The organism is Arthrobacter sp. SAFR-044, from assembly GCF_051965175.1.
Taxonomy (GTDB): Bacteria; Actinomycetota; Actinomycetes; order Actinomycetales; family Micrococcaceae; genus Arthrobacter.
This window is the reverse complement of sequence record NZ_JBQCMK010000033.1, coordinates 1-1,197: the sequence shown is the minus strand read 5'-3', so window position 1 is coordinate 1,197 and position 1,197 is coordinate 1. Positions and strand designations below refer to the sequence as shown.

The window sequence follows — 1,197 nt, the reverse complement described above, 5'->3', positions numbered from 1 at the left end:
GCCGCCGCTGCTGGGACTGTAGTAGTGCCAGTACCGGCTGGTGGCGTTGACATCCGCGAGCACCAGCAGGCCGCTGTTGGCAGTCCCCCGCGCGGCGCTGTTGACGTTCTGCTTGGTCGAGGTGACGTTATGCACGTACTGGTCGGCGTCCACGATCCGCGGCGTCTTGGTGGTGGTGAAGTTGATGTTATCCAGCGGCGTCGACTTCTCGTAGATCGCACCACCGGAACTCGTGCAGACACCGGCGTTCGTCGTGCCCGACGGCTTCGGATAGGTCGCGAACGTACGCAGCATCTGCGTGCTCTCATCAATCATCACGATCACCCGGTTGGGGCATTCCGCCACCGTAGCGATCGTATGCGCCGACCAGCTGGTACCACTCAAGGCCAACAGCTGGATCAACGGCTGCGACGAGGACGTGAACGAAGTCTTGATCGCCGCGAAAACCCGGCCACCGGATGAATCCAGCCATTTCAGGTTCATATGGTCATCACTGCTGCGCTGCCCCGACACCGCCGCCACAGCACCGCTCCAGGACGTCGCCGACGCACCATCAACGTGATAACTCCAGTACATCCCATCCGTTGCGTCCCCGACCTGCCGGCTCCACATCACACCGATCTTCCCATCGAAGGCAATCACGGCCGAGGTGTCATCCACCGAGACATTGCTCATCGACGCCGGATGCTGGAACGCCGTCCCCCACGTCTTGCCGTCCGTGGCCGTGACATTCAAATAAATCTTGTTCCCCTGCTGCCACGTCGCCCACACCCGGCCCGTGGAATCCTTATCAATGGTCAGGACCTCAACCTTTGAATTATTGATCTGCGTGGAACTCTCCAGCGAGTACTTCTTCGCCACCGGATCGTAACTGTACCGCCGCATCGTGGTCGGATAATTCGGCTCAGCCGGAAGACCATCATTGACGAACCGGTAGCTGGCGACATTCAGCATCTTCCCGTCCCACAACACGTCATGGTGGGTACTGGCACGCGGATCCGTCGCCACCCCCGTATCAACCCAGGAACTCGTCCCCGCATTGAACCGGAAAATATGAAAATCCGAACTCGCAGAGTCCCACAGGTTGCCCCACCAAAACCCGTCGTTAAACCACAACGAACTCGTCGCCCGCTTCGTACCCGTCGGAGTCCCCGTCCCCGAATGCGACGGACCCTCAACACCAACATCACCCGTGGC

1 pseudogene is annotated in these 1,197 nt (G+C 60.1%); it reads right to left on the bottom strand.

The features are described from left to right. Window positions 1-954, bottom strand: a pseudogene (locus ACTHQS_RS20995) (hypothetical protein); the annotation flags it as partial. Window positions 955-1,197 lie beyond the last annotated feature (243 nt).